The sequence below is a fragment of the Bacillus sp. MMSF_3353 genome, assembly GCF_030733445.1.
GTDB classification, from domain to species: domain Bacteria; phylum Bacillota; class Bacilli; order Bacillales; family Bacillaceae_G; genus Bacillus_A; species Bacillus_A wiedmannii.
This window is the reverse complement of record NZ_JASHJA010000001.1, coordinates 194,041-208,494: the sequence shown is the minus strand read 5'-3', so window position 1 is coordinate 208,494 and position 14,454 is coordinate 194,041. Positions and strand designations below refer to the sequence as shown.

13 protein-coding genes are annotated in these 14,454 nt (G+C 36.2%); 3 read left to right on the top strand and 10 right to left on the bottom strand.

Annotated elements, in window-relative coordinates; genetic code table 11:
• Nucleotide 1: 1 nt before the first annotated feature.
• A complete protein-coding gene (locus tag RBB48_RS01110) occupies nt 2-835 on the bottom strand; it encodes a cytochrome c biogenesis protein (RefSeq protein ID WP_097889234.1) in 834 nt (277 codons plus the stop codon).
• A 17-nt stretch (nt 836-852) separates the two neighbouring features.
• Nucleotides 853-2,187, bottom strand: a complete 1,335-nt coding sequence (gene hemA, locus RBB48_RS01105; protein WP_098135089.1) for a glutamyl-tRNA reductase — start codon at nt 2,185-2,187, stop codon at nt 853-855.
• Between the two features lie 415 nt (nt 2,188-2,602).
• Here hemA and RBB48_RS01100 point away from each other — a divergent pair, with 415 nt between their 5' ends.
• Together RBB48_RS01100 and RBB48_RS01095 are read left to right on the top strand one after the other, a co-directional pair.
• Entirely contained in the window at nt 2,603-3,055 is a 453-nt protein-coding gene (locus tag RBB48_RS01100; protein WP_098135087.1) for a MarR family winged helix-turn-helix transcriptional regulator, read from the top strand.
• A 2-nt stretch (nt 3,056-3,057) separates the two neighbouring features.
• Nucleotides 3,058-3,474 (top strand): organic hydroperoxide resistance protein, encoded by a 417-nt coding sequence (locus tag RBB48_RS01095; protein ID WP_048541345.1) that lies wholly within the window; start codon nt 3,058-3,060, stop codon nt 3,472-3,474.
• Nucleotides 3,475-3,510: 36 nt separating this feature from the next.
• Here RBB48_RS01095 and ysxC read toward each other — a convergent pair whose 3' ends face one another.
• The 7 genes from ysxC to RBB48_RS01060 form a co-directional block, all read right to left on the bottom strand.
• Nucleotides 3,511-4,107 (bottom strand): ribosome biogenesis GTP-binding protein YsxC, encoded by a 597-nt coding sequence (gene ysxC, locus RBB48_RS01090; RefSeq protein ID WP_000869124.1) that lies wholly within the window; start codon nt 4,105-4,107, stop codon nt 3,511-3,513.
• Nucleotides 4,104-6,434 (bottom strand): endopeptidase La, encoded by a 2,331-nt coding sequence (gene lon, locus RBB48_RS01085; protein ID WP_306007323.1) that lies wholly within the window; start codon nt 6,432-6,434, stop codon nt 4,104-4,106. Before lon ends, ysxC begins: the two co-directional genes overlap by 4 nt.
• A 184-nt stretch (nt 6,435-6,618) precedes the next feature.
• Nucleotides 6,619-8,289, bottom strand: a complete 1,671-nt coding sequence (gene lonB, locus RBB48_RS01080; RefSeq protein ID WP_000119166.1) for an ATP-dependent protease LonB — start codon at nt 8,287-8,289, stop codon at nt 6,619-6,621.
• 106 nt (nt 8,290-8,395) lie between these two features.
• Nucleotides 8,396-9,655: an ATP-dependent protease ATP-binding subunit ClpX gene (gene clpX / locus RBB48_RS01075; RefSeq protein ID WP_000472285.1), complete on the bottom strand. Its 1,260-nt coding sequence runs from the start codon at nt 9,653-9,655 to the stop codon at nt 8,396-8,398.
• Between the two features lie 264 nt (nt 9,656-9,919).
• Complete coding sequence (gene tig / locus RBB48_RS01070; protein WP_000729261.1) at nt 9,920-11,197, bottom strand: trigger factor; 1,278 nt, start codon at nt 11,195-11,197, stop codon at nt 9,920-9,922.
• Nucleotides 11,198-11,506: 309 nt separating this feature from the next.
• Nucleotides 11,507-12,505, bottom strand: a complete 999-nt coding sequence (locus RBB48_RS01065; RefSeq protein ID WP_046956273.1) for a hypothetical protein — start codon at nt 12,503-12,505, stop codon at nt 11,507-11,509.
• 197 nt (nt 12,506-12,702) lie between these two features.
• Nucleotides 12,703-12,951 (bottom strand): hypothetical protein, encoded by a 249-nt coding sequence (locus tag RBB48_RS01060; RefSeq protein WP_001983650.1) that lies wholly within the window; start codon nt 12,949-12,951, stop codon nt 12,703-12,705.
• A gap of 518 nt (nt 12,952-13,469) precedes the next feature.
• Here RBB48_RS01060 and RBB48_RS01055 point away from each other — a divergent pair.
• Nucleotides 13,470-14,084, top strand: a complete 615-nt coding sequence (locus RBB48_RS01055) for a PH domain-containing protein (RefSeq protein ID WP_306007322.1) — start codon at nt 13,470-13,472, stop codon at nt 14,082-14,084.
• A gap of 85 nt (nt 14,085-14,169) precedes the next feature.
• Here RBB48_RS01055 and RBB48_RS01050 read toward each other — a convergent pair whose 3' ends face one another.
• Entirely contained in the window at nt 14,170-14,370 is a 201-nt protein-coding gene (locus RBB48_RS01050) for a hypothetical protein (RefSeq protein WP_000124458.1), read from the bottom strand.
• Between the last annotated feature and the right edge of the window lie 84 nt (nt 14,371-14,454).

The window sequence follows — 14,454 nt, the reverse complement described above, 5'->3', positions numbered from 1 at the left end:
ATTATAAATACCAAAAGTGGAAGTTGGATAAACTGCTTAATAGAAAAATATTGATTAGCATTACGAGAAATGCTCCGATGTTCCACTGCACGATTTTCTTCCCTTGCAACACATCTGCCACTCGTAAATATAGGCCAGCACAATATACAAATAGAACGACAAAAGACCCAATCACTTTCGTATCATACCAATGGAAATTGTCCAATTTCGTATATCCCCATATGCATCCTAATAAAATAGCTAATAAGAAAAATGGAACAGAAAATAAATTTAATCCGTAAGACATCGATTCTAGCTTCGGTAAATTCCCTAACCTTCTTAATCTCGCATTCCATTTTTTCTTTTTTAATAGGCGATATTGCAATAAATACATAATAGAAAAAATGAACGATACAGTAAAAGTTGCATAAGAAATAATAGCCATACCGACATGTACATATACAAGTTCTGAAACTAATTGCTCTGCCAGTACCGGCGACATCTTTCCGAGCGGTGTAAAAATAGAAAAAGCGCTTACGCCAAATGCGACAACATTTGTAAAAAAGACTAGAAAGTCAATTCTCATAAATCGATTAATGACTAACGACATCGTAATCAATAGCCAAACATAAAAATAAATCCCTGATAATAAAGTTAATATAGGGTTCGTTTCTGAATCTGTAGCCCTAAGTAACATAAAGATAGACTGCAGAACCCATACAATCGAAAGTAACCAAAAAGCTAATCGGTTCGCCTTTCGGTTACTTTGGAAATAATCTATAAAATATAAACTAATGCTACAAGCATATAAAATAATTGCAATATGATAAATAATACTGTTATTTAAAAAACTCATCCGATCATCCTTCCAAATTATAAAGATGGAACGGATGGTGTCCACGCTCTTTTATGTTCTACTTCTTCCGCACAACTCTCTACATCTTCCATTTCTAAGTCGAAAATCTTTGCAAATAACGCTAATTTTTCGTCTGCTCCCTCTTCAGCAGCAATTTCTTTCGCTACTAAAATTGGGTCTTTTAATAATTGATTAATAATACTTTTCGTATGCTTACTAATTACTTTTCTCTCACGATCACTAAGATTCGGTATTTTTCGTTCCAAGCTTTCCATCGTTTCACTTTGGATAGCAAGTGCCTTATCACGAAGAGCTGCTATTAACGGAACAACACCAAGTGTACTTAACCACGTTTTAAATAAAACAATTTCCTCTTCAATCATAAATTGAATTTTCTCTGCTTCTTTCAAACGCTCAGCACGATTTGCTTCCACTACTCCTTGCAAATCATCAATGTCATATAAAAAAGAACCTTCTAGTTCATCAATCGCTGGATCAATATCACGTGGCACTGCAATATCCACCATAAATAACGGACGACCAGAGCGCATTTTCTCTACCTTTGTTATCATCTCTTTCGTAATGACATATTCAGATGCACCAGTTGAACTAATTAAAATATCTGCTTCTAATAATGCACATTGCAATTCACTTAAAGGCTTTGCATGTCCCATATATTTCTCAGCCATTACTTCCGCTTTCGTAAACGTCCTATTCATGACGGTTACTTTTCGAGCACCGCTTCCATATAAGTTTTGCAGTGCCAGCTCACCCATCTTACCAGCACCAAGAATAAGCACATGACAATCTGTTAACTCACCAAATATTTTCTTTCCGAGCTCAACAGCAGCATAGCTAACAGACATCGCACTTTCACCAATCGTCGTTTCTGAGTGCGCACGTTTCGCTAACGTAACCACCTGCTTAAACAACTCATTAAAAATTGTGCCTGTCGCTTTTACTTGTTGCGCTTCTAAAAAGCTATCTTTTATTTGGCCTAAAATCTGTGTTTCTCCAACTACCATAGAATCTAAACCGCACGTCACGCGGAATAAATGATCTATTGCACCGTCTTGTTCAAAAATGGTTAAATATGGTGCGACTTCTTCTATTTCAAGCTGAAACCAATCAGCTAAAAACTTCTTAATATAATACCGTCCCGTGTGTAATTGATCGACAACAGCGTAAATCTCAGTGCGATTACAAGTTGATACAATGACATTCTCTAACACGCTCTTTTGATTTTGTAATGTAGTCATTGCTTGCTCTAGCTCTGCTGCCTGAAATGTGAGTTTCTCACGAAATTCTACAGGGGCTGTTCGATAATTTACACTAACAACAAGAATATGCACGCAGCATGTCCCCCTTCACCCGTTTTATCACTTTATCTACTATCATAATACAACTTTCCTCTTATGAATCTGACAATCGTGTGAACAACCGATTATTTTTTATTTATTCTCCGTATGTAATAAAGGAGATTCAGTAAAACTAATAAAGACTTTCTACTTTATAATGATTATAAATTAATAACTCTATTTGTACGTTACCAAAAAAAGCCCTCATAATCAAGTGATGGAAACTATTCCATATGAATTATAACATCATCTTTCCTATCTTCTTTCATCATGAAGAAAAATATGTATGATTGTTCCAAATTGTAGCACAAACTTTCTCAATACAATGTATTTGACATTGTATTTCTTTTTCGTTATATTGATTTTATAAAATTAAATTGTGCACAACTTAATTAGAAAGGAGTTATGTATGACAGAGAATTCTTTACATCTAGATAACCAACTTTGTTTTTCTATTTACGCCTGTTCTAAAGAAGTTACCCGCTTTTATCGACCATATTTAGAAGATATGGGTATTACGTATCCCCAGTACATTACTTTACTCGTACTATGGGAGCAAGATGGACTAACAGTAAAAGAAATTGGAGAACGTCTATTTTTAGATTCCGGTACGTTAACACCTATGTTAAAACGAATGGAATCATTAAAACTTGTAAAACGCGTTCGTTCCAAAGAAGATGAGCGCAAAGTTTGTATTAAATTAACAGAACAAGGTAAAGACTTAAAAGAAAAGGCTTGTTCATTGCCGAAAACAATGGCAACAAATTTAGGAATTACAGAACAAGAATATCGTTCTTTATTAATTCAATTAAATAAACTAATTGAAACAATGAAAACAATTAATGATAGAAAAGGGGAATAAACATGGATAAATTATATACTGCTTCAGTAACTGCTACAGGTGGAAGAAACGGAAAAGTAATTTCAGATGATGGCATATTAAATCTTGATGTAAAAATGCCGAAAGCACTAGGTGGTGCAGGCGGAGAGGCAACGAATCCAGAACAACTATTTGCTGCTGGTTATGCCGCTTGTTTTGATAGTGCATTACAACTTGTCATTCGTACAAAACGTGTGAAAGTAGAAAGTACAGAAGTAACTGCTCACGTTTCTATCGGAAAAGATACAGATGGTGGTTTCGGCCTATCTGCTGTACTTGATGTACATGTTGCTGGCGTCTCTCATGACGAAGCACAAGAACTTGTAGAAGCCGCTCACGGTGTATGTCCTTATTCGAAAGCAACAAGAGGTAATATTGAGGTTACATTAAACGTACGATAAAAAAATTTAGTAAATAAAAAAAACGCGCGACATTCGTCACGCGTTTTTTGTTTTTGTCATTCTATGAATTGCCTTCCACGCTTCTTCTTTTCCAAGTCCTGTTTCAGAAGAGAATAGAACGATTTCATCGCCAATTTCAACAGCAAGCGTTTCTTTTACAACTTTTAAATGCTTTTGCCATTTCCCTTTCGGAATTTTATCGGCTTTCGTCGCAATAATAATTGTTGGGATTTCATAATGCTTTAAGAAATCATACATCATCACGTCATCATTTGTCGGTTGGTGACGTAAATCAACTACTAATACAGCTGCGTCTAATTGCTCACGTGTTGTAAAGTAAGTCTCAATCATCTTGCCCCATGCTGCGCGCTCTGTTTTAGATACTTTCGCATATCCATAACCTGGAACGTCAACAAAATGCATCATCTCATTGATCAAGAAAAAGTTCAACGTTTGCGTTTTCCCTGGTTTAGAAGAAATACGTACTAACTTTTTACGATTTAAAATTTTATTAATAAAGGAAGACTTCCCGACATTTGAACGACCTGCTAATGCAATTTCTGGTAAATCACTGTCTGGATATTGTTCTGGTTTAACAGCACTAATTACAATATCTGCTTTTGTTACTTTCATTGTTTCACTCCTACTAATGCGTGCTCCAATACTTCATCTAAATGAGATGCAAGCACAAACGTAAGGTTTTCTTTTACGCTTTCTGGAATATCATCTAAATCTTTCTCGTTTTCTGCTGGCAAAATAATTTTTGTTAAGCCTGCGCGGTGAGCACTTAATGTTTTTTCTTTTAAACCACCAATTGGTAATACACGACCACGAAGTGTAATTTCACCTGTCATCCCCACTTCTTTACTTACAGGAATACCTGTTAGTGCAGAAATAAGTGCCGTTGCCATCGTAATACCTGCTGACGGTCCATCTTTTGGAACTGCTCCTTCTGGAACATGAATATGAATATCATTTTTCTCATGGAAATTCGGATCAATCTGAAGTTCTTCTGCACGAGAACGAATATAGCTAAACGCTGCTTGTGCGGATTCTTTCATAACATCCCCAAGTTTCCCTGTTAAAATTAATTTCCCTTTACCTGGCGCTACAGACACTTCAATCGCAAGTGTATCACCGCCTGCTGCTGTATACGCTAACCCTGTTGCCATACCAACTTGGTCTGTTTTTTCAGCTTGCCCATAACGGAATATGTGCTTACCAAGTAAATCAACAATGTTTTTCTCTGTTACTACAATACGCTTGCGTTCTGCTGTAACGATAATTTTTGCTGCTTTACGACAAACTTTTGCAATTTGACGCTCTAGCGTACGAACACCGGCCTCACGTGTATAATAACGAATAATTTCAAGAAGTGCTTCATCACGTACTTGTAAATTACCCTTTCGTAAGCCATGCTCTTTTAATTGTTTCGGCAATAAATGTTCACGGGCAATGTGAACTTTTTCAAGTTCTGTATAGCCAGCAATCGAAATAATTTCCATACGGTCAAGCAGCGGACCTGGAACACTTGAAAGTGTATTCGCAGTTGCTACAAACATAACTTTCGATAGATCATACGGTTCTTCAATGTAATGATCACTGAAGTTATGGTTTTGTTCTGGGTCTAACACTTCAAGTAATGCCGCTGATGGATCTCCACGGAAGTCGTTAGACATTTTATCAATCTCATCTAATAAAAAGACTGGATTAACTGTTTTCGCCTTTTTCATACCTTGAATAATGCGTCCTGGCATCGCTCCAACATACGTACGACGGTGACCACGGATTTCAGATTCATCACGTACACCACCAAGGGATACACGGACAAAATTACGATTTAATGATGTTGCAATCGAACGCGCTAACGATGTTTTCCCGACCCCAGGAGGTCCTACTAAGCAAAGGATAGGTCCTTTTAATGAATTCGTTAACTTCTGCACAGCTAAATATTCAAGTACGCGCTCTTTTACCTTCTCAAGCCCGTAATGATCTTTGTTCAAAATCTCTTCAGAATGAGCAAGATCAATCATATCTTCTGTCGCTTCTTTCCACGGAAGTGCTAATAACCAATCCATATAATTACGAATAACACCGCTCTCCGCAGAACTTGCTGGTAACTTTTCATAACGGTCTAATTCTTTCAGTGCAGCCTTCATTGTTTCTTCAGGCATTCCTGATTGTTCAATTTTCTCACGAAGTTCTTCAACTTCCCCGCCCTTACCTTCTTTATCACCAAGTTCAGTTTGAATCGCCTTCATTTGCTCACGTAAGAAATATTCTTTTTGCGTGCGCTCCATTGAACGTTTCACTTTTTGTCCAATTTTCTTTTCTAAACTAAGTAACTCTTGTTCATCTTGAATAATTGAAATAAGTGTATGTAATCGTTCCTTCACAGATACAATCTCTAAGATTTCTTGTTTCTGCTTCGTTTTAATCGGCAAGTGAGAAGCAATTAAATCAGCTAATCTTCCTGGCTCTTCCACATCAGCTACCGTTGCAAATGTTTCATTTGAAACTTTTTTCGAAACTTTAATATATTGTTCGAAATGCTCCAGTAATGTACGCATAAGAGCTTTCTCTTCTAGATCATCTTCCACTTCTTCAGTTACCGTTTTGATAGAAACCTGCACTACATTCTCTTCTTCGATAAACTCTACTACTTCAGCTCTATGTAAACCCTCTACAAGGACACGAAGCGTACCGTTCGGCAATTTTAACATTTGCTTCACTTTCGCCACTGTACCTACACTATATATGTCATCTTCTTTCGGATCATCGATATTCATTTCTTTTTGCATCGCTAAAAAGATGATATTTTCATCCATTGCCGCCTGCTCTAGTGCTTGTATCGATTTATCACGTCCTACATCAAGATGCAGAACCATCGTTGGATATACGAGAACGCCTCTTAATGGTAGGAGGGGTACGATTCTTTCATTCGTATTCATACTAGACATAGCACCTCCATAATAAATTAAACTCCTGTTCAACTATTTTATATTACAATACATCTAGATGCAATTGCAGAGATTTTCCGCAATTGTAAATCCCTCGTTTTTTCTCCCTTTTAAAAAGGAAAAAAGACTCCGCTTAAGCATACAAACTTAAACGAAGTCTGGCAAATTTTATTATCGTTCATTCTCACATTGATTGTGCATCTGTTTCGTCTACAGTAGTATGTATATCAAGGTCTCGATGCATATTTTCCTGCATAAATGTTAGCTCAAATACTTCTTTTAACTTACGAACAGGAATGATTTCAATTCCTTTTATTGTATACAAAAACGGTTGCATGTTTTCAGCAGGAATGATGACTTTCTTAGCACCTGCTTTTTTCGCAGCTTTTATTTTTGCGTACACACCACCAATAGGTTTCACTTCCCCGTGTATACTTATCTCACCGGTCATCGCTACTTCATTACTCACATACGTACGATGCACTGCTGAATATACACCTGTTGCCATAGCAATACCTGCCGAAGGCCCATCAATTGGGATACCACCTGGAAAATTAATATGTATATCGTACCCTTCTGGCAACACATCTAGAGAACGAAGTACTGTTAATACATTATCTACAGAACCTTTCGCCATACTTTTACGGCGGATGGATTTCGTTTGACTACCAATACTTTCCTCTTCCACAATCCCGGTAACATTTACCGACCCTTTATCTTTCGCCTTGATTGCTGTTACTTCAATTTCTAATAACGCGCCTGTATTTGGTCCGTATACAGCAAGTCCATTTACAAGACCGATTCTCGGAATAGGATAAATACGTTTTTCATATTTCGGTGTAAGTTGACTAGAGTGAACAACCCACTCTATATCTTCATCTTTAATGAAAGAACGTTCTTCATTTATTGCCATACCAGCAGAAATTTGTACAAGGTTAATTGCTTCTCGTCCATTTCTTGCATACATCCCGATCATTTCAACACCATTTTTACCTATTTGCATTTCCACTTTATCAGCTGCATTCTTCGCTACTTTTTGAATCTCTTCTGTATCTAACTCACGGAAAAACACTTCTAAACAGCGTGACCGAATAGCAGGAGGAATCTCCTCTGGCGAACGTGTCGTCGCCCCAACTAAGCGAAAATCGGCTGGCAAACCTTTTTGAAAAATATCATGTATATACGTTGGAATCATCGAATTTTCTTCACTATAGTACGCACTTTCCAAAAATACTTTCCGATCTTCTAACACCTTTAACATTTTGTTCATTTGAATTGGATGTAATTCACCAATCTCATCAATGAACAAAATACCACCATGCGCATCTGTTACAGCCCCTTTTTTCGGCTGTGGGATACCCGCTTGCCCCATTGCACCTGCCCCTTGATAAATCGGATCATGGACTGAACCAATTAATGGGTCTGCAATACCACGTTCATCAAATCTTGCTGTCGTCGCATCAAGTTCGATAAATGTTGCATTCGTACGAAATGGAGATTTCGGATTGCGTTTCGCTTCTTCCAATACAAGGCGTGCTGCCGCTGTCTTCCCGACACCTGGCGGACCATATATAATTACATGTTGCGGATTCGGACCACAAAGAGCCGCTTTCAACGACTTAATCCCGTCCTCTTGCCCTACAATATCTAAAAAGGATGTAGGACGTACCTTCTCCGCAAGCGGCTCTGTTAAAGAAATCTCACGCATTTTACGAAGCTGTTCTAATTCTTTTTTCGATTCTCGATCAATTGAAACTTTTTGTGTTCGCTGATTTCGAAGTAAATGCCAAAAATACAATCCGACAATTACACCAAAAACAAGTTGAACAAGTAAAAATATATTTGTCCAGCTCATAATTTATTTCCTCCCGCAATGTTTTATCATTTAGTATTTCCGCGGAGGAACATAGCTAAACATAAAGAAAAACAGCAATTATAAAAATTGCTGTTTCTTCTTCGCACTATGCAGATGTTTTTGTATCAAGTACAGTACCGTCTTGTAACACCAATTTCGGCGGTTCATTATCAGCTACTGTTTCTTTCGTCAGAATACACTTCTCGATATCTTTGCGAGATGGAAGTTCGAACATTACATCAAGCATTAAGCCTTCAATAATAGAACGAAGTCCACGAGCACCTGTTTTACGTTCAATTGCTTTTTTCGCAATCTCAACTAGTGCACCTTCTTCAAACTCTAACTCAACATCGTCAAGCTCCAATAATTTTTGGAATTGCTTAACAAGTGCATTTTTCGGTTTCGTTAAAATATCTACAAGAGCATCTTCATCAAGCGGCTCTAGGTTCGCAATAACTGGAAGACGACCGATAAACTCCGGAATTAAACCGAATCTTAAAAGATCCTCTGGTAAAACGTGAGATAAAACATGCTTCTCATTTACATCAGCATTTTTCTTCTCGGCACCAAATCCAATTACTTTCTCACCAAGGCGACGTTTAATAATTGGCTCAATGCCATCAAACGCTCCACCACAAATGAATAGGATGTTCGTTGTATCAATTTGAATGAACTCTTGATGCGGATGCTTACGACCACCTTGAGGTGGAACGCTCGCTACAGTACCTTCTAAAATTTTCAGAAGTGCCTGCTGTACACCTTCACCAGATACATCACGTGTAATTGATGGATTTTCGGACTTACGTGCCACTTTATCAATCTCATCAATATAAATGATTCCTTTTTCCGCTTTCTCTACATCATAATCAGCTGCTTGGATTAATTTTAGTAAGATGTTTTCTACATCTTCCCCTACATAACCAGCTTCTGTTAAAGATGTTGCGTCCGCGATTGCAAATGGAACATTTAAAATACGCGCTAATGTTTGTGCCAATAATGTTTTACCACTACCAGTTGGCCCAATAAGTGAAATATTACTCTTCGCTAATTCTACATCATCAATTTTACTGTTAGAATTAATGCGTTTGTAATGGTTATATACCGCTACCGCTAGTGCTTTTTTCGCGTTATCTTGTCCGATGACATACTCATCTAAGATTTCACGAATTTCTACCGGTTTCGGTACATCTTTGAATTCTACTTCTTCGTCCTTCGCAAGCTCCTCTTGTACAATTTCAGTACAAAGTTCGATACACTCGTCACAAATGTAAACACCTGGACCTGCAACTAACTTTCGAACTTGCGTTTGTGTTTTACCACAGAAAGAACATTTTAATTGACCTTTTTCATCATTAAATTTAAACATATTTTCACACCCCTTACAAAGTGCTAACCTCTTGCCTTCGTATGTACACGATAAATGTATCGTATGTAAATACATATTATGTCACTACGTGGCGAGAAATACAAATAATATGACTAGTTATGTACAAATAAAAAAATTTTAAAACTTTTGAAATATGTATATTCGACTTGTAAAGGAAGTTTTCCTTCTTCATCGAAAAGTTTTATAAATATATTTCTATATTTATAAAACAAGGCACGATTAAAATCGCGCCTTGTTATTTTATTATGCAGCGTTGTCTACTAAGAAGTCTACAGCTTTACGCACTTTAAGGTCTTCAGATAAAGCGTCTACGCTTCCAAGAGCTTGCTTGATAGCGTCTACTGGCATACCGTACATTTCAGCCATTTTTTCAACTTCTGCAGTTACTTCTTCTTCAGTAACTTCGATGTTTTCAGCTTCAATGATAGCTTCAAGAACAAGATTGATTCTTACGCGTTTTTGAGCGTCTTCTTTCATTTGCTCTTTTAACTTGTCAGCGTCAGTACCTGTGAATTGGTAGTAAAGCTCAAGGTTCATGCCTTGTTGGCTTAAACGTTGCTCGAATTCACGAACCATACGATCTAACTCAGTGTCGATCATAGCTTCTGGAATCTCGATTTCAGCGTTAGCAGCAGCTAATTCTACTACTTCGTCACGTACTTTGTGCTCAGCTTCGTGCTTTTTGCCTTCTTCTAAGTTTGTGCGAAGTTTTGTTTTTAATTCATCAAGAGTTGCAACTTCTTCGTCAGCTTCTTTAGCGAACTCGTCGTTTAACTCAGGAAGTTCTTTTGTTTTGATTTCGTGAATTGTTACTTTGAATGTAGCTGGTTTACCAGCTAATTCAGCAGCGTGGTACTCTTCTGGGAATGATACTTCAACTTCTTTAGAATCACCAGATTTAAGACCAATTACTTGCTCTTCGAAACCAGGGATGAAAGTACCAGAACCGATTGCAAGAGAATAGTTTTCGCCTTTTCCGCCTTCAAATGCTTCGCCATCAACGAAACCTTCGAAGTCGATTACAGCTGTATCACCGTTTTCAACAGTTCCTTCTTCTTTAACAACTAGTTCAGCTTGACGCTCTTGTAAAGATTTTAATTCGTTCTCTACATCTTCGTCAGTTACAGTTGTTTCAACTTTTTCTACTGCTAAACCTTTGTACTCACCTAATTTAACTTCAGGTTTCACTGTAACTTTTGCAGTGAAGATAAGGTTAGCATTTTTTTCGAACTTCTCGATGTTGATTTCAGGATGATCAACTGGGAAGATACCAGCTTCATCGATCGCTTCACCGTATGCTTTTGGTAAGATGATATCTAAAGCATCTTGGTATAAAGATTCGATACCAAAGCGTTGTTCGAATAACGGACGAGGCATTTTCCCTTTACGGAAACCTGGTACGTTAATTGTTTGTACTACTTTTTTGAACGCAGCGTCGATAGAGTTGTTTACTTCTTTAGCATCAACTTCGATTGTTAAAACGCCTACGTTACCTTCTAATTTTTCCCATTTTGCAGCCATTTATTCTTTCCCTCCAACTATAATAATGTATGCACATACCTCTATAGATTAAAATCTTCATTATCTCTTTTTTGAAATAACAAAAGTACAAATAATCCTCTAGCAAAAGCTTTCAGATATAATGTTCCAATCTACTAATTGCCTAAAAGACAACTACGGTATATTTTGTTCGAGAATAATATGAAACATATTAAGTAAGAGAATTACACTTCTCTTCTCTTACAAACAGGCAGATTTCTGCCTTTTGCAACCCTTACATTATAACATAGAATATGCTCGTTTCAAGAACCGAACGATTCTTTTTCATAATTATACGGGCAAATATCCTTCTCTTTCAACACGTAATAACCATTGATAGGCAATATGAAACTCTTCTAATTCAATATTATACGCTGTCATAAGCTCTTCTTCATCAATAGTCAATCCGAAACGCTTTCTTCCAATTCTCTCTAAAACAGCAGCCCAAATCTCCACTTTATCCATTAATAGAGCGAATGGGAAAACGCTAATTCGCAATTCTTTCCAATATGTAACCATCGCATCAAATATATCGGGATAATTTTGCTCTAATCGGCTTGATAATGTATGTATAATGTTATTGGATTGCTCCTCATTATGACCTGTAAATGCTGGAATCACCTTGATCGTATTTCCAAACTTTTCTACCTCTATCTCTTCTTCTATTTGATTTTCTATCATTTTATATAAAATAGAAGTTTTCAAATAAGGGTGCTGTTTTTCGTCTATTAAAAATTTCTTTAAAATAGGTAATGCAAGATCCAAGTCTTTTAACGAAAGTTGCTGAATCGCTCTTAGCTTTTGCCCAAAGTTTTCTCCAAACATTTCATTAGTAAACTCATCCAATTCAAAATTCGAATCGACTAGTGACGTATCTACTTCACTTAACATACCTTCTGCAAATAAAGCGAGCTGTGCTAATTTTTCCTTTTGCTCAGGCATTACATCTTTCGTTTGCAAAACCTTTTCAACGATTTCAATGACACCTTCATAATCATTTGTTTGAACTAAAATCGTCACATATGTTTCAAGAATATCACCAAATAATACAGCTCCTGTTTCAAGTAACTGTTCACATTTGTCTTTCGCTTCTTCCATATGTTTTAATTCTAACAAACAAATAACAGAAGCGAGTTCCGTTTGTTCCGTTTCTGCATTATACTGACGTAATATTTCAAAGCAGCGCAATGCATCTTCGAATTTCCGCTCTTTCAGTGCTAAAAAACCTTCATCAATATATCGCTCTGATAGTTGTGGAAACAATACGACCGTATTTTCTTTTTTATCCATACGTCCGCCTCTTTTTCTAGATTTTAATTATCTTTAAAGTAAATATATCAAATGAGTAATAAGAACACAACATCCCAAAACCCTTTGTTTGAAATATGGGAATATTTAATTTTTACATTTCGATATAAACAAATCCTTACTAAAAATTAAAAATGTACAAATAAAAATCCTCAGCAATTAAAGCAGAGGATTCATCATTAATGGAAAGCTTTTATAATAGTGGGGTATATAACAAGGGTAATAATTTGGAGAACAATAATTGCCATAACAATCATGCTAAAATAGAAGATTGGTTTACTTCGCTTCATTAAAAACATAATAATAAGCATCGTACAAGCAAACAAACTTAAGAAGAACAAACTCGTTGTCGAACTAAGTATACCACTCGGGACAAAGAACAATAACACTACACTACAAGTACCTATAATTCCAAATAACCATTCCATTCATTCACTCATTCCCTTTCCCTCTCATGGCAGTTTTTTTACTAAGCGATTAAATGTTTTACAACATCAACTACATACGTTAATTTCTCATACGCTACAAATCCAAAAGCAACTGTTAAACCCGTTACAATTAATCCTTTCATCATTTCTTCCTCCTCGTTTTATCGTTGTTACCTTTATTATAGAGGATTAGCAATTTGTTACCATCGAACTTCCTTACAGTTACCTTACAGAATTGTAAGATTTCAAAATGGATAGAAAAAAACCTCATATTACTTGAGAGGTTTTCACGGAATTTCTCTATAATTACTTGCAAAATTAACTTTTTCTCCTGGTTATTTTTCGGAGAATCCACTCTTAAACTGATAGATTTACTAAATAACTTAGGGTTGAAATAATTATTTGTTACTTTTCTTAACTTACCTTCAAATGTTTTTAATTATAAGAAAACACTTTATTGAAATCGTGTTAATATATTTTTATACAATTAAGAATTTAATTTAAAAGGGGGATTATGTATGTTTAAAATAATGGCTGCAGATGTATTAGGGCTAAGCGATGTAGGTTCTGTCATTACACCGAAAGATTACGATAAAGTTGATGCTGATGATTACGTGATGCATGAAGATGGGGAGAAAATTTATTTTTTAATCAAATCAAAATCAGATGAATATTGTTTCACAAACAAAGGATTAATCCACCTAGATGGTACAAGTGCAACAAGTAAAAAACGTACACTACGCCGCTTTAGTTATAGTAAGTATCAAATTAAAAACGTAGCACTTGAAACTGCAGGAACGATTGATTTAGACGTAGAAATTAAGTTCCAGATGGGGGATGAGCATTATTCAATTGATGTTCATAAAAAACATATTGAAGAATTAAAAGATTTATATAAGGCTTTACTTAAAATAGAAGAAATTTCATACGACAACGATATTACATTACAGTATGCACATAAAAGTCTAGATATGGCATCTAACGCTTTCAGCCGTATTTCAAACGCACAAGTAAATTTAGCAGAACAATTTAAAGAAATGAACGAGATCGCCTTTAACTGGCTCGTTGATACGAAGAAACAATATAACGTGAAAGATTATGGTTTTGTATTTGAGAAGTTTATTAATAACTAAACAAGAAACCCTTGTTATCAAAAGATAACAAGGGTTTCTTAGCGTCCCAGGAGAGATTTGAACTCCCACTCCGCCCATTTCCGTACTATTTTATATATTTTGATCGCAGTCTTAATATATCTTCTCCTTCACGAATGCCTGCCGATCCCTTCCTCACATTTTTTACAACAGTCCAATCTGGGTTAGTTTCATCACCGATGTTCTGTACTGTAAAGTTGCCATCACCATATTTCCGGTGACCTTCTGCCAATTTCTCTGTTAAATCATTCTCATTTGATCTAGCCATCTTTGCGCCATCTCCCTTTTTTATACAACCTTCTTAAACTGTCCAACCAATCACACGTCCAGTCAATTGGAGATTCTCGTTTTC